General features: G+C 38.2%; 10 protein-coding genes and 1 pseudogene. 6 read left to right on the forward strand and 5 right to left on the reverse strand.

Annotated features, from left to right (window positions below; genetic code table 11):
- Positions 1–3,174 (reverse strand): isoleucine--tRNA ligase (ileS, locus tag ACJAT0_RS08880; protein ID WP_415181369.1); only part of this gene is annotated, 3,174 nt, incomplete at its 3' end.
- 212 nt (positions 3,175–3,386) lie between these two features.
- Complete coding sequence (locus tag ACJAT0_RS08885) at positions 3,387–4,181, reverse strand: DUF2797 domain-containing protein (protein ID WP_374004527.1); 795 nt, start codon at positions 4,179–4,181, stop codon at positions 3,387–3,389.
- 67 nt (positions 4,182–4,248) lie between these two features.
- Between ACJAT0_RS08885 and ACJAT0_RS08890 the strand changes: the two genes are divergently transcribed.
- The 3 genes from ACJAT0_RS08890 (at position 4,249) to ACJAT0_RS08900 (ending at position 8,759) form a co-directional block, all read left to right on the forward strand.
- Positions 4,249–5,781: a GH3 auxin-responsive promoter family protein gene (locus ACJAT0_RS08890; RefSeq protein ID WP_415181370.1), complete on the forward strand. Its 1,533-nt coding sequence runs from the start codon at positions 4,249–4,251 to the stop codon at positions 5,779–5,781.
- A gap of 90 nt (positions 5,782–5,871) precedes the next feature.
- Positions 5,872–6,792: a PfkB family carbohydrate kinase gene (locus ACJAT0_RS08895; RefSeq protein ID WP_374004525.1), complete on the forward strand. Its 921-nt coding sequence runs from the start codon at positions 5,872–5,874 to the stop codon at positions 6,790–6,792.
- A 68-nt stretch (positions 6,793–6,860) separates the two neighbouring features.
- Positions 6,861–8,759 carry an amidophosphoribosyltransferase gene (locus tag ACJAT0_RS08900; RefSeq protein WP_374004523.1) on the forward strand — a complete coding sequence of 633 codons (1,899 nt, stop codon included), beginning with the start codon at positions 6,861–6,863 and terminating at the stop codon, positions 8,757–8,759.
- An 86-nt stretch (positions 8,760–8,845) separates the two neighbouring features.
- Here ACJAT0_RS08900 and ACJAT0_RS08905 read toward each other — a convergent pair whose 3' ends face one another.
- On the reverse strand, positions 8,846–9,454 hold the full coding sequence (locus tag ACJAT0_RS08905; RefSeq protein WP_374004522.1) for a superoxide dismutase: 609 nt from the start codon (positions 9,452–9,454) through the stop codon (positions 8,846–8,848).
- Between the two features lie 350 nt (positions 9,455–9,804).
- Here ACJAT0_RS08905 and ACJAT0_RS08910 point away from each other — a divergent pair, with 350 nt between their 5' ends.
- The 3 genes from ACJAT0_RS08910 (at position 9,805) to ACJAT0_RS08920 (ending at position 15,678) form a co-directional block, all read left to right on the forward strand.
- Positions 9,805–12,957 (forward strand): UvrD-helicase domain-containing protein, encoded by a 3,153-nt coding sequence (locus ACJAT0_RS08910; RefSeq protein ID WP_415181371.1) that lies wholly within the window; start codon positions 9,805–9,807, stop codon positions 12,955–12,957.
- Between the two features lie 44 nt (positions 12,958–13,001).
- Complete coding sequence (kbl, locus tag ACJAT0_RS08915; RefSeq protein ID WP_374004518.1) at positions 13,002–14,195, forward strand: glycine C-acetyltransferase; 1,194 nt, start codon at positions 13,002–13,004, stop codon at positions 14,193–14,195.
- A gap of 115 nt (positions 14,196–14,310) precedes the next feature.
- A complete protein-coding gene (locus ACJAT0_RS08920) occupies positions 14,311–15,678 on the forward strand; it encodes an OmpA family protein (RefSeq protein WP_415181372.1) in 1,368 nt (455 codons plus the stop codon).
- Between the two features lie 1,206 nt (positions 15,679–16,884).
- On the opposite strand, the gene ACJAT0_RS08925 is transcribed toward ACJAT0_RS08920, so the two are convergent.
- Positions 16,885–18,303 (reverse strand): DUF5689 domain-containing protein, encoded by a 1,419-nt coding sequence (locus tag ACJAT0_RS08925; RefSeq protein WP_415181373.1) that lies wholly within the window; start codon positions 18,301–18,303, stop codon positions 16,885–16,887.
- Positions 18,304–18,336: 33 nt separating this feature from the next.
- Positions 18,337–20,049, reverse strand: a pseudogene (locus tag ACJAT0_RS08930) (TonB-dependent receptor); the annotation flags it as partial.

Here is a 20,049-nt window from a genome sequence, read left to right on the forward strand (position 1 = left end):
TTCTCTAGAAATCCCTTCCTTTTTAAGTTCTGGTGATAAGGTAACATCAAGTGCAACGGTAATACCTGATTGGTTTGCTACTAGCCATCCTTCTATGTCCGAAGACGTAATCTCTACATCTTCAAGTATTAAATTAAAGGCATTTCCATTTACTTCAACTTCTTTTTCACCAGTTTTTTCTAACAAAACGATATCTTCTTGTTGAAAACTTTTAATAATGCCTGCGATCTGTCCCATATCCTTGCCAAAACGTGGGCCTAGCACTTTGAAGTTAGGTTTAATTTCTTTTACTAGAATACCACTCGCATCATCGATCAACTCAATTTCTTTGACATTTACTTCACTTTTCACTAAATCTGCTATGGCTTCTATCTGTGCTCTATCTCTGGCATCTAGAACTGGTATCATAATGCGCTGCAAAGGTTGGCGTACTTTAATACTTACTTTTTTGCGCAAGGATAAAGTAAGACTAGAAATGATCTGTGCTTTGTGCATTTTTTCTTCTAACGCCATATCGATCAAGGAATCATCCGTTTTAGGGAATAAAGCCAGGTGTACACTTTCACTAGCGTCATTTTCGCAAACACTGGTTAAGTCACGATACAATTGCTCCATAAAGAATGGAGCGATAGGTGCGCCTAATTGTGCTATTGTTTTTAAACAGGTGTAAAGTGTTTGATAAGCAGCGATTTTATCTTGCTCATAAGTTCCTTTCCAGAATCTTCTTCTGCATAAACGAACGTACCAGTTGCTTAAGTTTTCTGTGACAAATGTCGTTATAGCTCGAGCAGCCTTGGTAGGCTCATAATCCTCATAAAAAGCAGTGGTTTCTTTAATTAAGGTATTTAATTCAGATAAAATCCAGCGGTCTATCTCTGGCCGTTCCTTTAATGGAATATCTGTCTCCTTATAGGTAAATTTATCTACGTTAGCATAGAGACTGAAAAACGAGTATGTATTGTATAAAGTGCCAAAAAATTTGCGCTGTACTTCAGTAATGCCTTCCACATCAAATTTTAAGTTGTCCCAAGGATTTGCATTACTTACCATGTACCATCGTGTGGCATCTGCACCATATTTATTTAATGTGTCAAAAGGGTCTGCTGCATTTCCTAAACGTTTGGACATTTTCTGCCCGTTTTTATCCAGAACCAGCCCGTTAGAAACTACATTTTTATAAGCTATATCATCACTTATCATGGTAGCGATAGCGTGCAATGTGTAGAACCAACCTCGAGTTTGATCCACACCTTCTGCAATGAAATCTGCTTTTCTAAGTTGGTTCTCTACTTGTTCTTTATTTTCAAATGGATAATGCCACTGTGAATAAGGCATGGAGCCCGAATCAAACCATACGTCAATGAGGTCTGCCTCTCGAGTTAGTTTTTCTCCTGTGGCACTTACTAATATAATCTGATCTACTACGTTTTTATGAAGGTCTACGATGTTGTAATTTTCTTCACTCATGTCACCAGCTTTAAAACCGGCAAACGGATTCTCTGTCATCAATCCAGCAGCCATAGATTTTTCAATCTCTTCCATCAATTCCTCTATAGAACCGATGATGATTTCTTCTGTTCCCGTCTCATTTCTCCATATAGGAAGTGGGATTCCCCAAAAACGAGATCGTGATAAATTCCAGTCGTTTGCATTTGCCAGCCAGTTGCCAAATCTTCCTTCTCCAGTAGATTTAGGCTTCCAATTGATAGATTTATTCAACTCATGCATTCTATCCTTGAATTCGGTCACTTTTATAAACCAACTGTCTAGTGGATAGTATAATATGGGCTTATCAGTCCTCCAACAATGCGGATAACTGTGCACATATTTCTCCACGTTAAAAGCTCGGTTTCGTTCTTTTAAATCAATGGCTATATCTACATCTACTGATCGTTCTGGCACATCTCCATCTATAAAATATTCGTTCTTCACATATTTCCCACCTACCTTAGGTAAGGAATCAATGAACTTGCCCTGCAGGTTGACCAGTGGCACAGGATTGTTATTTGCGTCCAAAACTAACATCGGTGGAATAGGCGGATTTGCCTGTTTAGAAACCTGTGCATCGTCTGCTCCAAAGGTAGGTGCCGTGTGTACGATTCCTGTTCCATCCTCGGTAGTCACAAAATCTCCTGCAATAACTCTATAGGCATCTTGCGCGTTTTCAAACGGCTGCGCATAAGGCAATAATTGCTCGTATCTTAAGTTAACAAGATCAGTTCCTTTGCAAGAACCCAATACTTGATATGCTATTTTATCTCCTAGTTGGTATTCTTCTTTCGCTTTCGCGAAAGCATCACCTTCTAAAGCCTTATACTTTTTACCAAACTGAGCGTTCACCAATTTTTCAGCTAGAATTACCTGCATGGGGGCGCCCGTGTATTGGTTAAAAGTTTCTATAAGCACGTAGTTTATTTTAGAACCCACGGTAAGTGCTGTGTTAGAGGGAAGCGTCCATGGCGTAGTAGTCCAAGCTAGGAAAAACACTTCTTCACTAGTCGGGAATGGCAGTTTTGAAGGGTCTTCTACCTTAAACTGAGCAGTGACTGTTGTGTCTGTCACATTTTGATAGGTGCCGGGTTGGTTCAACTCGTGTGAGCTCAATCCAGTTCCAGCAGCTGGAGAATAAGGTTGGATTGTGTAGCCTTTATAAATTAAATCCTTGGAATAAATCTCTTTCAATAACCACCATACAGATTCCATATACTTGGATTTATAAGTAATATATGGATCTTCCATATCTACCCAATACCCCATGTCATCCGTCAGTTTGCTCCAGATATCTGTATACTTAAGGACGGCCTTTTTACATTCCTTATTGTACTCTTCTACACTGATTTTTGTACCTATGTCTTCCTTAGTAATACCCAACGCCTTTTCCACACCTAGTTCTACAGGAAGACCGTGTGTATCCCACCCAGCCTTACGATTTACCTGATAGCCTTGTTGGGTTTTAAAACGACAGAATAAATCCTTGATCGTTCTTCCCATTACGTGATGTATACCAGGAAGTCCGTTTGCAGAGGGTGGTCCTTCAAAGAAAATAAAAGGTTCATTTCCTTCACGAGCCGTCATAGACTTGTTGAAAATGTCGTTTTCCTTCCAAAAAGACTTGATGCGTGCATCTACTTCGGGTAGGTTCAATCCTTTGTATTCATTGAATTTTTTACTCATCACACAGGTGTTTTAAAGCTGTCAAAAGTACGGAATTTTGAGTGGAATTTTATGTGCTTTAGGTGGCTAAAACGCAGAATTAATTCTAGCCTTTGAAAAAGCGAAAAGGCCGTTTTTGTAAACAGCAACATATATTTACGTCTTCTTGCGCAACGTTCCTAGGGGAAGGCTTAAGACTGCTCCTAGGAAAAAATTGATCTTATAATACAGCCTCACTCCACTCTAATCTCCAACACCAAGCCTTCATGACTGCGCAAATTCATCACCTTACCATCCTCAAAGATGAGGTATTGTCCTTTGATGCCTTTTAATTTTCCAAAGTGTTCGGTAGTTTTGGCAAGGTTAACGCTGGACACTTTTTCTGGATATTGAAGTACGGGGAATTTAATTTCCCATTCCTTTTCGTTATCGAGAATGTATTCTTGGGCTTCTTGAGGTATGAATTGGAGCAAGCTTTTGCGAAAGCTTAACAGGTCAACATCTTCTATACTGTTGGTGAGCATTTTGCGCCAGTTGGTTTTATCTGCTACGTGACTTTTTAGGGCAACCTCAGTAATTCCTGCGAGATAACGGTTGGGTGCTTCCAGAATCGCAACGGCTTCATGCGCGCCTTGATCGATCCATCGTGTTGGGATTTGTGTTTTACGAGTTACACCTACTTTGATATTGCTGCTGTTTGCTAGATAAACAATATGTGGCTTGAGTTGTACTTTTTTCTCGTATTCTAGATCACGATCTTCTTCATCCAGGTGGGCACGGCTCAGCTCTGGTCGCATAATCCAGTCTCCTGCGTGCGCTGATTGTGAGAAACAGTCATAGCAAAATCCTTGCCGCCATATCTTTTTATCGAGGCTACAATTAAGACATTCGTTTCCTACATGCTTCAAAAAGAGTTTTTTATCCAACAGCTGGTTCATATGAATAAAATTGTCTGGGAAAACAAGGTAATATTGAACGGTTTCCTTGAGCTCTGTTTGCATTTTTCTAATCGTGCCTATTAGGATCATTTTAGTAACTTTAAAAATTAAGGAAGTATATTTGAAGTGTAAAAATACCAATTAGGATTTGTAAAATATGGCAAACGCATTACTCAATTCTGTTGTCTCTTGGTTTCTTAAGAAACGCATTCACGACATGGAGCTTTTTATGAAGCATCCACAGGAATTGCAGGATAATATTTTACAAGATCTCATTCACTATGCTCGTCACACAGAAGTAGGTAAAAAATACGGTTTTGACTCTATAAAGTCTTACCGAGATTTTACAGATAGAGTTCCAGTTTCTGGATATACTGAAATGGAAACTTCCATAAAGCGATCCAGAAAAGGGGAAGGAAATATTTTCTGGCCTAGTGATATCAAATGGTTTGCTATGAGTAGCGGTACGACTAACTCACGCAGTAAATTTATACCAGTAAGCCAGCAATCTTTAGAAGACTGTCATTATGCAGCTGCTAAGGACTTGTTGTGTATGTACTTAAATAACAATCCAGAGTCCAAGTTATTTAAGGGCAAAGGATTGCGATTAGGCGGTAGTAAAATACTGGATAGAACATCCCGAACAGCCGCTGGAGATTTGAGTAGTATTTTAATCGATAACATGCCTTTCTGGGCAGATTATAGTTCTACTCCTGGGAATGAAGTGGCATTAATGGCAGAATGGGAAACTAAAATGCCAGCGATTGTTCAAGAAACCATTACCGAAAATGTGACCAGTCTTGCTGGTGTTCCTTCCTGGATGATGGTGTTGCTTAATGAAGTGCTAGAAACAACAGGTAAGGAGAGTATACTAGAAGTCTGGCCGCAAATGGAAGTGTTCTTTCATGGAGGTGTTAGTTTTGATCCCTATGTAGAGCAGTATAAAAAACTACTACCAGTAGGTGATATTAAATACTACGAGACTTATAATGCGAGTGAAGGTTTCTTTGCCATTCAAGATCGTAACAATAGCAAGGAATTGCTGCTTATGCTGGATTACGGTATTTTCTATGAGTTTATATCTATGAAAACGTATGAGACTCCAGAGGAAAAGATCATACCATTAAACGAGGTAGAACTGGGTGAGAATTATGCCATTATAATTACGACTAACGCTGGCCTGTGGCGTTATAAAATAGGGGACACCGTTCGTTTTACGAGTAAAAGTCCCTACCGCATTAAGGTAAGCGGTCGCACCAAGCACCACATTAATGTATTTGGTGAAGAGCTCATTATTGAAAATGCTGAAGAGGCGCTTAAAAAGACCATTGCAGAGATCCCTTGTTCGATTAAGGACTATACTGTTGCCCCTATTTTTATGGAGGGTAAGGAAAAAGGGGCACATGAATGGATGATAGAATTTGGAACACAGCCGGATGATATTTCTGCTTTTGCTCAAGCCTTAGACTATTATTTGCAGCAAGTAAATAGTGACTACGAGGCAAAACGTTCTAACAATATAACCTTAAAAGCACCCAAAATTCACTGTGCACATCCAGATGTGTTTTATAATTGGTTAAAGCAAAAAGGCAAGCTAGGTGGACAGCACAAGATTCCAAGATTGAGTAATTCTAGAGAATATATGGAGGAGTTGCTGGTTATTCATAAAGAAGTAGGTCTTGTTAAATAAAGCGCGTTCTTTTCAAAAGCAAGCTCAAACTGCTTGGTTAAAGCTGATCTGAAAACTTAATAAAACCGTATTTTTGCAAAAATATATTACATGAGCAAATTAGTTGTGGTAGGTACAGTAGCATTTGATGCCATTGAAACCCCTTTTGGTAAAACAGATAAGATATTAGGTGGAGCAGCCACCTTTATAGGTCTTAGCGCTTCTCATTTCAATACAGAAATAGGACTGGTAAGTGTCGTAGGAGGTGATTTTCCTCAAGAATATTTAGACATGCTTACGAGTCGCGGTATGAACATCGATGGTATTGAGGTAGTGAAAGAGGGAAAGACATTTTTTTGGTCTGGAAAATACCACAACGATATGAATACTCGTGATACGCTTGTTACAGAGCTTAATGTACTCGCAGATTTTAATCCAGTAGTGCCAGAATCTTTCAGAGATGCTGAGGTGGTGATGTTAGGAAACTTACATCCAGCAGTACAATTAGGAGTAATGGAGCAAACACCAGCTGCAAAGTTGATCGTTCTAGATACCATGAATTTCTGGATGGACAGTGCACTAGACCTGTTGCATCAAGTCATTGCTAAGGTAGACGTGATCACTATTAATGATGAAGAAGCGAGACAACTCTCTGGAGAATATTCTCTTGTGGCAGCGGCTCGTAAGATTCATGCCATGGGCCCTAAATATGTAGTGATCAAAAAAGGAGAACATGGAGCCTTATTGTTTCATGAAGAACATATGTTCTTTGCCCCGGCGTTACCACTAGAAAAAGTTTTTGATCCCACAGGTGCAGGAGATACATTTGCTGGTGGTTTTGCAGGATTCCTTGCAGCAAGTGGCGACTATAGTTTTGAAAACATGAAACGTGCTATTATCTACGGCTCTAATTTTGCTTCCTTTGCTGTAGAGAAATTTGGAACGGAGCGCATGCAAACGATTACCAATGAACAAATAGATGCGCGTCTGGAACAGTTTAAAGCGCTGACTAAATTTGAAATAAATAATTAATAATATCTGTAAAAAAGCCTCAACAATTCTTGAGGCTTTTTTATTTTTACTTTATATAAAAACCCATCATGAGCGACCAGTTAAAACACGAGTGTGGTATTGCACTTATCCGTCTTCTTAAGCCACTAGAATTCTATAAGGAGAAATACGGGACAGCTTTCTACGGTATCAATAAAATGTACCTAATGATGGAAAAGCAGCACAACCGAGGTCAGGACGGTGCTGGATTTGCCAGTATCAAGCTAGACGTAGAACCTGGGCAACGTTATATTTCTAGAGTGCGCAGTAATGCAGCACAGCCTATTCAGGATATTTTTGCACAGATCAATGACCGGATCAACACGGAGCTTACTGAAAATCCAGAAATAAAAGATGATGTGGCAGCACAAAAAGCTCAGATTCCTTATATAGGAGAGTTATTGATGGGTCATGTGCGTTATGGGACATTTGGTAAAAACAGCATTGAATCTGTACATCCATTCTTAAGACAGAACAACTGGATGCATCGCAATTTAATTATGGCTGGCAATTTTAATATGACTAACGTACACAAGCTTTTTAATAAGCTTGTTAAATTGGGTCAGCATCCCAAAGACATGGCAGACACAGTGACCGTGATGGAAAAAGTAGGTCACTTTCAAGACAGACAAGTTAGTAAATTATATAAAAAATTTAAATCAAAAGGTCTTTCTAAAATAGAAGCTAGCCCCAAAATTGCAGAAGAAATAGATGTTGCAAAAATCTTGCGTAAAAGCGCCAAAGACTGGGATGGCGGTTATGCGATGGGAGGATTGATGGGTCATGGTGATGCTTTTTTATTGCGTGACCCTGCAGGAATAAGACCAGCTTATTATTATCAAAACGACGAGGTAGTTGTTATTGCAAGTGAACGGCCAGTAATTCAAACGGCTTTTAATGCACCATTTGATGAAGTAAAAGAACTCGATCCAGGCAAGGCGATCATCATCAAGAAAGATGGAACCGTAACTTTGGATCAAATCACAGAACCATTAGAGCGCAAAGCTTGTTCTTTTGAACGCATTTATTTCTCTCGTGGTAGTGATGCAGAGATTTATAAAGAACGCAAAATGCTAGGGAAACTCTTGTTTCCTGAGATTATGAAAAGCATTGATAACGATATCGACAATACGGTATTCTCTTACATACCTAATACCGCAGAGACTTCCTTTTACGGTATGGTAGAAGAAGGTCACGCAGTTCTCAATCAGCAAAAAAGAGACTTTATTATCGCTGGAAATGGAAAACTAACGGCTGATGAAGTCGATAAGACGCTTTCGCGAAAGCTAAGAACAGAAAAAATAGCTATAAAAGATGCAAAACTTCGCACGTTTATAACAGAAGATTCTTCTCGTGATGATCTTGTAGCTCATGTTTATGATGTGACTTACGGGGTGGTGAAGCCAGAAGATAATCTCGTAATAATAGACGATTCTATCGTGAGAGGAACGACCTTAAAAAAGTCCATTCTCAAAATGATGGATCGATTGAACCCTAAGAAAATAGTAGTTGTTTCTAGTGCGCCTCAAATACGCTATCCAGATTGTTATGGAATAGATATGGCACGATTAGAAGGCTTAGTGGCTTTTAAAGCGGCACTCGCTTTGCACGAGGATCGAGGTACTTATGATATTGTAGAAAAAATATACAAAAAATGCAAACTACAAACAGAGATGGAAGATGTAAACGTGGTGAATCACGTAAAGGATTTGTACGTTTCTTTTACAGATCAGGAAGTTTCTGATAAGATAGGGGAGCTACTGTCAGAAGAAGGAATAAACGCTGAGGTGAAAATCATTTATCAAACCGTAGATAATTTACATAAATCCTGTCCTAAGAATTTAGGAGACTGGTATTTCACTGGTAATTATCCAACTGCGGGAGGTAATCGTGTAGTAAATCGCGCTTATATCAACTTTTTTGAAGGTAATAATGAGCGTGCTTATTAGAAAAATACCAGGTTTGGTAAGTAGAAATAAAAAACCCCCCAAAATCAATAAATTGATTTTGGGGGGTTTACTTTTACTTAAAAGAATTATTTCCCTTCAGCATATCTTTTAGAAACTTCTGACCAGTTGATTACATTGAAAAATGCTTCTACATAGTCAGGACGTCTGTTTTGATAATTCAAGTAATAAGCGTGTTCCCATACGTCAAGACCTAGAACTGGAGTACCGCCACAGCCTACTTCTGGCATTAATGGATTGTCCTGATTAGGAGTTCCACATACCTCTAGTTTTCCACCTTCATGAACACAAAGCCAGGCCCATCCAGAACCAAATTGTCCTTTTGCAGCAGCGCTAAATTGATCTTTAAAAGTTTCAAAAGAACCAAAAGAAGTGTTGATTGCATCAGCTAGTTCACCAGTTGGGTGACCTCCACCGTCAGGAGACATTACTTCCCAAAACAATCTGTGGTTGTAAAAGCCACCACCGTTATTTCTTAATGCTTTGTTGTGCATGTCTAGGTTAGAAAGAATGTTTTCGATAGTTTTTCCTTCTAAATCAGTTGCTTCTATTGCAGCATTTAGGTTATTCGTATACCCTTGATGATGCTTTCCATGATGGATCTCCATAGTTTTTGCATCGATGTGAGGTTCTAGTGCGTCTTTAGCATAATTTAATTGAGGTAATTCAAAAGCCATTATATATCCTTTTTAATTAGTTGATTAATAAGGTATAAAACTAGGCACAAAAATCCAGTGGTTAAAATTATCCACGTTATATTATCCTTAAAGTGTTAATTTTCACAATAATTAATTAATAAATTGAAAGTAAACAAGATAATTTATGTTAACCTATTGGACAGACTCTTTAATGCGGTTCTTGTGGTATGAAAAGTATAGAATTATGGTTGAAAAGAGCACGTGAATTGCTAACTATTAAAATAGTAAATACGTGATAAATCGCTATCTCATCAATTAATGGAGCCTAGAGTCTTACATCTTACCCTGTAGCAGTCTTGTGTCTTTCTTTTCTATGCTTATCTTTGACTATGTCACAATCACCTACTACTTTTTATAGTGCCAGCGCGGGATCTGGTAAGACCTATACGCTGGCTCAAGATTTCCTCACGCTGCTATTTAAAAATCCCTATTCTAATGGATATCGTAAAATACTAGCGGTGACCTTTACTAATAAGGCAGTTGCCGAGATGAAAGAACGTATTCTAGATTACCTCTATAAATTTACTTTAGAGGAGCTAGAAGATGCTCTTGCGGGAATCGCAAATCATATTAAAGGGGAAACGGGATTAGATAGCGACCAGTTCAAAAAGAAAGCACGCGCTATCTTCAATCAATTATTGCATGATTATTCTGCATTTGATATAGTGACTATAGATTCTTTTAACCACCGCATTTTGAGAACCTTTGCAAAGGATATTGACTTGCCCGATAACTTTGAGGTAGAGTTGGACAGTGATCGGCTGATTTCAAAAGCCATTCACAATCTTATTGCTCGCGCAGGTAAGGATAAAAAACTCACACAACTACTAGTGGATTTTTCCCTAGCAAAAATAGAAGAAGGGAAGAGTTGGGATGTAGAATACGATCTTAAAGATATTGCAAAATTAATTCGCAACGAAAACCATTATCCATTTCTCAAGAAATTGAAAGGGAAAGAGGTGGGAGACTTTTTGCGCTTTCGCGAAAACTTGTATAAGAAAATCAACGCCGCTCAAAAAGAATTGACAGAAAAAGCAAAGACACTTGTACGGGCTTCTGAAGAGATACATATTGCGCCTAAAGATTTCAAAGGTGGTTCTAGAAGTATCTTTAATGTAGTGGTTAAAGTAGCGCAAGAGGATTTTTCAGTAAAATTAGACGCTGCCTCTGTAAGAGATCTTATTGCTGGAGATTTGTATCCTAAAAATAAAGCACAAGAAGTCAAAGATGCGATAGACGGACTGGCGACAGATCTAAGCATATTTGCAGCGCTTTATAAGGAACGTATGGGGACGCTTTTGTTTTATAAAAATATAGCCAGCAGTCTCACTCCTTTATCTTTGCTTAATGAATTGCTTTATGAGATCGATAAAATAAAAATTGCTGAGCAAATCGTCCCTATTTACGAATTCAACGCCTTGCTTGCCGAGCAAATTAAAGACCAACCCGCGCCTTTTATTTATGAACGACTCGGTGAGCGTTACCGTCATTATTTTATAGATGAATTTCAGGACACCAGCCGCATGCAGTGGGAAAACCTCTCACCACTCATAGAAAACGAACTCCAGCAGCAACGTGAAAATGAAGAAAGAGGCAGTTTGATGCTCGTGGGCGACGCAAAGCAGTCTATATATAGATTCCGTGGTGGAGATGCAGATCAGTTTTTAAGACTTCTTGATACACCAGATCTTTTTATGCTGCCTAAAAAAGAAGAAACACTAGAATTTAACTGGCGCAGTTATGATGAAATTATCAATTTTAACAACTCGTTTTTTGATTTATATGGAGATCACCTCAACAGTGAGGTCTATAAAAAATTATACAAGGAGTATTTAGAACAAAAAACCAGAGCAAAAGAAGGCGGTTTTGTACAGATAGACTTCATAGATAAAGACTTTGAAGCACCTTATGAAAATGATGATTATACGAGCGTTTATCCGCATCATGTGCATCAACAGATTTTAAAAGCTCACGAAAATGGTTTTGCTTTAGGCGAGATTTGTGTTCTCGTGAGAGAAAATAAAGACGGTCATGAGATTGCAAAATATTTAGTTTCTCAAGAAATACGAGTTGTTTCGGGAGATAGTTTACTGGTTTACGCCTCTCAAAAAGTGCAATTGTTAGTGGCCTTGATGAAAATGGTGCAGGCGCCAGATCAACAGAAGCCACGTTTTGAGTTTTTGATGGCGTATACAAGGGTTTTTCAGCTAGAGGACATACATTCTTTTGTTACAGCACATCTTCATCACAGTTTGCTAGAATTAGGCAAGGTGTTGATGGATATGGAGGAAGATGATTTGGGTTCTGCTTTTGCGAAAGCGGCATTGTTTCAAGCCACAGAACAAGTAGCAGAATCTCTAGGATTGTACAAGGAACAAGACACCAGATTGCAGTCTTTTATGGAATTTTTATTTGAATATTCCACAGGTTATGAGGTGTCGCTTTCAGGATTTATAGAGCACTGGGAACTGAAAAAAGAAAAATTGAGCGTACCAGCTGCAGCAGATGCTGATGCCGTGCAAATCATGACCATTCACAAGTCTAAAGGACTGGAGTTTCCAGTAGTGATTGTGCCGCATTGCGATAAAAAACTAGATGATGCAAGAAGTCCTACAGGCTGGGTTCTTGTCGATAAAGAAGAGTATGAAGGTTTTGATCAAGTGTATATCAATTTAAAAAAAGAAAACGAATTTTATCCAGGTACTGCTCCAGAGGTCTATGCAAATAACCTTGCCAAAGCACAGATGGATCAAATCAATACGTTATACGTCGCTTTTACAAGGGCGAGAGAGCAATTATACATCAGTGCCGAAAGTGCCAGTCCCAAAGCGAATAACTACTCGTCACTTTTAAAAGAGTTTGTGGATAAAAAAGGGCTGATTTTAGAAATAGAGAATGGGTATGAATCGGCTATAATAGGAGATGGTAGGCGTCAATCTAAGAAAACAACTACGGAAGAAAGCGAGATGCTTACTACTTATAAGGTGAATCTGGATGCGCAGCGATTGAGTATTTCTACGAGAAAAGGCCTGCTTTGGGCTAGTGGTGCTAATGAGGCTATTTTAAAAGGAAATATCTTACATGAATACCTATCCTTAATTGAATACTCTTCAGATTTTAAAAAGGTGGGTAAAAAGATAGATCGAGATTTCTCTTTGTCTAGAATGGAGCAAAATGAAATTAAAGGGATGATTTCAAATGTGCTCCATCATGCAGAACTTGTCTCTTATTATACAAAGGGTATAAAAGTCTTGAACGAGCAACCTATTTTACTTCCTTCAGGAACCAGGCTTATTCCAGATCGGGTTATTATTGTTAATGATCAAGCAACAGTTATAGATTATAAAACTGGAGCAGTTTTAGAGAAGCATAGGAACCAACTGGATGAATATGCAGATTTGTTAAAATCTATGAATATAATGGTGTCAGAAAAAGTGCTTGTCTATACAGATACCTTAGAAATCGTTAAATGGAACGGATAAGGGCTCGCCGCTTGTTATATTTGTAAAACACTAAAAAACCTAAAATGTACGGATCAATTAAGGAACACCTACAAAAAGAACTGGCAGAAATAAAAGATGCTGGATTATATAAAAAAGAACGAATCATCACCTCACCGCAGGATGCCATGATTACACTAGATGATGGATCTGAAGTTCTTAATTTTTGTTCGAATAATTATTTAGGACTTTCTTCTCATCCTGAAGTTATTCAGGCGGCAAAGGATACGTTGGATTCTCATGGTTTTGGAATGAGCTCTGTAAGATTTATTTGTGGCACCCAAGATATTCATAAAGAGCTAGAACAAAAACTAGCAGATTTTTACGGTTGTGAAGACACGATCCTTTACGCTGCTTGTTTTGATGCAAATGGTGGTGTTTTTGAGCCATTGCTAACCAAAGAGGATGCTATAATTTCTGACTCTTTAAACCATGCTTCTATTATTGATGGCGTGCGTTTGTGTAAAGCAGGTCGTTATAGATATGCCACGGCTGATATGGCAGATCTCGAAAAGCAGCTGATACAGGCTACAGAGGATGGTGCACGCTACAAACTTATAGTTACCGATGGCGTATTTTCCATGGATGGACTATTAGCTCCTTTGGACAAGATCTGTGATCTTGCAGATAAGTATGATGCTTTAGTTATGGTAGATGAATGTCATGCGGCTGGTTTTTTAGGCGATACAGGACGTGGTACTCTAGAGGCCAAAGGAGTTCTAGGCAGAATAGATATTATTACGGGTACTTTAGGAAAAGCCTTAGGTGGCGCGATGGGTGGCTATACGTGTGCTAATAAAGAAGTGATTGAGATTTTGAGACAACGATCCAGACCATACCTTTTTAGTAATTCACTTGCGCCTTCCATAGTAGGAGCTTCTATTAAGGCATTAGAGCTTATCGATAAGAGTACAGATCTCATTGATAAAGTGCAGTCTAACACCGCTTTTTTCAAAAAAAGCTTGCAAGATTTAGGTTTTGATATTGTAGATGGTGAAAGCGCTATTGTTCCTGTGATGCTTTACGATGCAAAACTCTCCCAACAAATGGCAGATATGCTTCTTGAGGAAGGTATTTACGTAATAGGATTCTTTTATCCAGTTGTACCCAAGGGAAAAGCAAGAATAAGAGTACAATTAAGTGCGGCACATTCCCAGAAACATTTGGAAAAAGCAATCGCTGCTTTTGAAAAGATTGGAAAAAAGCTAGGTGTTATTTAAAATTAATAATAAATAAGAGTTATTATTGGTATATTTAACTAAATTTATAGCCTGTATGCTTGCGAAAAACAAGGAACTGTTTAATTTTGCAGCGTTGTTAATTAAAAACCCCAACATGAAAAACATTTTTAAATTATTAGTTGCTGGAGCAATATTATTTTCTGCCAGCATGAGTTACGCACAAGACGAAAGCAATCGCTGGAGTATTGCGATAGGTATCAACGCTATTGATCTTTATCCAGTAGGTGAGAAAGATTTAGGCCTTGGAGATTATTTTGAACAACCCTTTAATCTCGATCATTATAATATCACTACAGCTCCTAGCCGTTTTGAAGTAGGTTATTACGTAGGAGACGGTATTGTTGCAACTGGTGCACTTTCTGTGAATACTATTGATACGGTTGGAGAGGCTAAAATCGATCAGATCTCTTATTACTCTTTTGATGGAGGGTTAAGATACAATCTTGCTGAATTATGGAATGGAGAAATAATCAGCCCTTATTTGGGAGTTGGTGGTTCTTATCAAATACTAGATGATGAAGGTTTTGGAACATTCAATGGTACTTTTGGTTTTGATATTAAAATCATGAATAATGTTTACGCAAATGTTCAAACTAGTTACAAGCACGCCTTTGAAGATACTTTTCCAAAGCACTGGCAACACACAGCGGGTCTCAAGTTTACTTGGGGAGCTGTAGATACAGACGGTGATGGAATTGTAGATTCTAAGGATGTATGTCCTACCGTTGCAGGTTTAGAGCAATTTATGGGCTGTCCAGATTCTGATATGGATGGAATAGAAGATTCTAAAGATGATTGTCCTAATGTATTTGGTCCAGTTGAAACTAATGGATGTCCTGATACTGATGGGGATACCGTACTTGATAAAGATGATAAGTGTCCTGAAACTGCAGGTCTGGTAGCTCTTATGGGTTGTCCTGATGCTGATGCTGATGGTGTTGCTGACGGAGATGACAATTGTCCTACAGAGGCTGGTCCAGCTTCAAGACAAGGTTGTCCAGTAAAAGATAGAGATAATGACGGTATCGAAGATGATATGGATAAATGTCCTGATGTTGCAGGTATTGCAGAATTAGAAGGTTGTCCAAGACCTGTTCTACCTACGGTAGAAGTACAAGCTCAATTGAATGAATATGCTAAAACTATCTTGTTCAACACTGGAAAGGCTTCTATTCAAGCTGAATCAGCTGCTACGTTAGCTGATATTACTGCCATCCTAACTAAATATCCTACGGCTCAATTTACGATTGAAGGTCATACAGATAGTGTAGGTAGTGCAACATATAACGAAAAACTTTCTAACGAGCGTTCTCTTTCTGTAAAAGAATACTTGGTGAAGAACGGTATTGATAAAGCTCGTTTAACTTCAAAAGGTCTTGGAGAAACTAAGCCTGTTGGATCTAATGCCACTGCAGCTGGAAGAACACAAAACAGACGTGTTGAAATCAATCTTGCCAAATAAGCTGGATGTAAAAAAACATTTTAATTTATTAAAAAGCCACTCTGAAAAGAGTGGCTTTTTTGTGTCTTTAAGACTCCAAAGTTCTGATGGCGTGATGGTGAAAGAAAATTATGGAACTGTTTCATATGGACCTATTCACCATCTAAGTTATTAGCATTGCGGCAAGTTGTTTTGGCTTTATTTATGGGAGAGCAGATTCTAAAGAAATGCGATCTGGTGCGGTCAGGTTTAAGAGAAATGATGTTGTTGCGCAATAAGCAGTAGCTTATAGACAACTAAATTGGTAGGAGCTTTCAATTCTTGTTATGTTTATAACTCTTAAAATGAATAGCAAAGAAGAACGATATCTAGTTGAGGTAACAATTTTATTGATCAAAAGTATAAGGATCCTTCAATCTACTTATTCTTGAAAAAAGACAGTTGCTATATAGGTGAGGTTTCTAAGATTCAAGTGGCATATACTCAAAACACCTAGGGTTCCGAATTTTCTGCTCCTTCTTTTTCCTTTTCTCTGCGTTAAAATTTACAAGCCTAACATAAGCTATGCTTGAAAATTTATGCCTTAACAAAAGAAAAAAATAAATCCGCTAAATTCTCTGAGTACATAGAAAATATGAAGGGAACAGCATTAAAAGTAGAGCTTCTATTAGTTACCCTGTTTAGGTCGCAAAGATTTCTAGATAGTATATATAGAATCAAGTAGCACCAATACTTTTGAATCGTTCCAATCAGATCACTAAAAGGGAGTGATAAAATTTATCGAATACTATATGGATATGCGAGAATTTCAATGGGCCTACTTTCTGTTTTTATGCACAAAACAGAAGTTCATCCAGCACATGTTATCGTGTGAAAGAGGAGGTTATAGGTGACTAGAAGCTAGGAAAGCTTTTATTTATAAGCGCACTCTGCACTTGGAGCCCCATTTCCTTCGTATCTGAAAGCTCATTCTTATACTGTTGTGAATATCCATAAGGTTAAGGCTTGTTTTGACCAGTACAGCGCGCAGTAAAAAAGAAATGATTTATTCACAGCTGCTGAGTCAAGACTGTATATGTCTTTGTCAGACTTGATTTTATGGCATAAGGAAGCCTCTACTATCAAATGAATAGTAGAGGCTTTTGAAGTATCCCGTTTTCGCCCTGAGCTACCTCAGGATGAATTTCTATTATTTTATAAATAATAGAAAGCAGAAACTATATCTAATTAGTCGCTAGTTAAAGAGATGTTATCTAATTCATAAGTGCCATCAGTACCTGGATCTCCACTTCCTACATATCTAAAGGCGATAGCTCCAGTTCCTGTAACACAATCTAAAGACACATGTCCAGAAAACACCCAGTTACCAAAGTTTTCACTATCACTGACAATTACTGGGTCTGACATCGGTTCCCATGAAGCTGTGTCCACGCCAGTAGCTGTACCATCCCAATCACTACTATAAAGAAGTTCCATGGAAGAGCCATCTGCAAAACTATTAGAAGTTTCAAAAGAGAATACTTCACCAGTTTGTGCATCAAAATCAAATTGAGGTGTAATGAGCCAGGCAGCTGTACTTACGTCTCCGGATCTAAAGGATCCACAATTGACACTTTTACCCAAAGAAGCATTTGTTCCAGAAGCGGTATAAACTTCCCACGTTTGTGTTCCTGCTTCTTGGAAATTAGTCCATCCCGCTGGCATCGCTGCAGCTCCTGTAGATTGAGTCTCAAAGTTCTCCGATAATAAGACATTTGTTCCTGCTGTAGCAACCGTTCCACAGGCAACTATAGCAAAGTTACATCTCACACTTGCATCAAAAATGAAGTCATCTGGTGAATTTATAGCTATCACAAAGAATTCATCTCTAAAGTCTCTTTGTAAAATAGCCGTTATCGAACCACTTCCTTCAGGAAGTCTTAGTGCTTTAAAGTCAGAAAATGTACTGGTCTCCATTCTTATAGGGGCAGCAAAGAAATCACCGCAAGTTTGTACGAGTCTTACGCCGTCGAATTGATCTGTAGGCTCAGAGGCAAATGTTCTGTTCGATGCGAGATCAGCGTCTGTAAACTGTGCTTCCGGTAATTGGATTAAAGTAAGTAGTTTTTCTGTTCTGAATTCAGAAGGACCAGAAACTAGGGTAGGAACAATATTGAAAACTTCACTGTCTCTTAATACAACGGATCCCTGTAAAGCAGGAGCAATTTTTTCAATAGTGCCATTTCCATTAATACCGAGAACAGGTACTCCATTAGAAAGTCCAGCAGTTAGACCATCAAGTTTGATATACACTCTCTGTCCTATTGCATAAGTAGTAAATAGCGGACTGTTGTCAATAAGTATTTTAATACCGGCGGTTGGATTTTCAATCGCGTCCTGTATAATTAACTCTTCAAAATAGTTACCTGCTTCATCACTAGAAATAACAAATCCTTCTATAAATTGATCGTTATTTGGATCAAAAGTAACAAGTCCTGTCTGTGCCTGTCCTATCTGTCCTATTACAGAAGATATATCTATTAAGTTTGCAGGTGCTTCAATATCTATCGCTGCTGTATCTGGCAAGTTGAAGTCGTCATCCTCGACACAAGAGAAGGTAATTACTGATAATACAGCAATCGCAAAAAGTTTATTAAAATTTTTCATTTTGTTATTTTTATATAAATTCATCATTGCTTATTAAAATCTTAAATATATGTTTAGGTAATAGGTGGTTCCATTACCAAAGAAATAGCGTGGTGCAAATACTTCTTGCGGGTTATTAGCATCATCTCTAGTAGATCTAAAGTTGGAGTTGCGAGATTGTTCAAAGCCACCAGTTTTGTATTCTTGATCAAATATATTGTTGATAGTCGCAAAGAAACCTACATACTTATCGTCTATTCTCCATGATTTACCACCTATTACATTCCATAACATATAGTTCTCAAATTGTTCTTGCTTTAAAAGTTGGTTAGCTACTTCTTGATCAAAGTCATTGAACTCGATGCCATCATAATCTTGTCTAAAGTTAGCGCTTCTTCTCAAATTACTGATATCAGAATAACCATTGGCAAAGTAGTTTGCAGTAACTCCTATATTCCAGTAATCTGGGTCTCTGTATTCAAAGCCTATTTGTAAGGCTGTTTCTGGTCCGCCAGCTACGTGGTAGTCTTTAAGACTGGTAGTTCCGTCACCGAAGCTAAGTTGTTCACCAGCAAAGTCATCACTAGTTAAATAAAGATCAGGATTGTTGGTATACACATTCTGTCCAAAAGCTGCAGCACCTTTTAATTTAATAGTAGGAGTAACTTGTACTTCTAGACCTAGCTCCATTCCTGCGTTACGTCTCTCTATATTAGTCATTACTTCTTGTACAAAAGCACTTCCGTCACCTAGAGGCAGTCCAGTAAGGTCTTCGGTAAAGTAGAATCCGACATCTGTGCCATTTGTAAACTGAGTGTAATAGGCCGTTAATCGTGCTTTAACTATAGGAGTGGTATATATGTAACTTAAATCTGTACTGTAAGATTTCTGAGATTCTAGTCCAACTATAGTTTCATTGTTCTGTCTTGCGTTACTAAATGAATTTCTAATAGTAGGAGCTTGAGAAATGTAGGCTGCATTAAAATCAAAGAATTGCTGTCCAGAGATTTTATATGTAGCACCGCCTTTAAAACCAAAGTCCGTAAACTCTAATTTTTCACTTTTACCAAAAGATTCAGCTCCTAGAAAGTTGCCATTTTCATACTTACCGTTTCTTTGGTAGGCTGTTCTAGTGACATTACCAGCGATAAAGAAATCTACTTTTTTAGTTTTGAACTGTGTTTGTGCAAAACTAGCGATCACATCGGCATCGATGTCGTAATTGTATTTGTAACGATCACCTTCACCTGCAATGCGATTAGGAGTTCTCACGTTGGATTGAGCTGCTTCGTTAAAACCTAGAAGAACACCACTACTTGAAATTTCATCAGAGAAGAAATCTATATCTAAGAAACCAGACCCTCCTAGAAGGTCATTGATCATCGCATAGTTTTCACTATTTAATTTACGATACCTCATACTACCAGTAAATATGATATTCTCTGTAAGGTCTGCGGTTAAAATTGTATTTACAGAAAGTTGCTTGTCATCTGTACGGTCTTCTTGAATAGCATAAAGTGAATTTCTTCCTCTAATTTGCAGTCCTCTATTTGCCTCATATAGAGATCCCCAATTCAGTTGACCATCATTAACAAACTCTTGTCGCGCCAGGTAAGCATATTGAAAGTCAATGGGGTCTTGACCATTCCTTAAAAAATAACTCGGTAAATTCTGGTAATAGTCAGGATTGGGGTTTCTGGCGCCTCCTTCATAATAATCTTGACCTTGTGACGTCCCTAATGTAGTACCTCCATTATCGATACGGGT

The organism is Nonlabens sp. (assembly GCF_047636915.1).
GTDB lineage: Bacteria > Bacteroidota > Bacteroidia > Flavobacteriales > Flavobacteriaceae > Nonlabens.